The sequence below is a fragment of the Oleiphilus sp. HI0117 genome, from assembly GCF_001635235.1.
In genome coordinates this window covers 1-336 of the sequence record NZ_LWGA01000298.1, presented here as the reverse complement: position 1 = coordinate 336, position 336 = coordinate 1, and the positions used below count along the sequence as shown (strand labels likewise).

1 pseudogene is annotated in these 336 nt (G+C 45.5%); it reads right to left on the bottom strand.

The features are described 5' to 3' along the window. Positions 1 to 41: 41 nt before the first annotated feature. Positions 42 to 336: pseudogene (gene tuf, locus A3757_RS03745) on the bottom strand (elongation factor Tu); the annotation flags it as partial.

Below are 336 nucleotides of genomic sequence, written 5' to 3'. Positions count from 1 at the left end.
AAGAAGGCAGCATCAAGCTGCCTTCCAAACATAGACTAAGATTATTCAACAATCTTAGCTACAACACCCGCACCTACAGTACGACCACCTTCACGAATCGCGAAGCGTAGACCTTCTTCCATCGCGATTGGCGCGATCAAAGTAGCTGTTAACTGTACGTTATCACCAGGCATTACCATTTCAACACCTTCAGGCAACTCACAAGCACCTGTCACATCAGTCGTACGGAAGTAGAACTGTGGACGGTAACCTTGGAAGAATGGCGTATGACGACCACCTTCATCTTTACCCAAGATATATACTTCAGCTTCAAACTTAGTGTGAGGCTTAACAGAA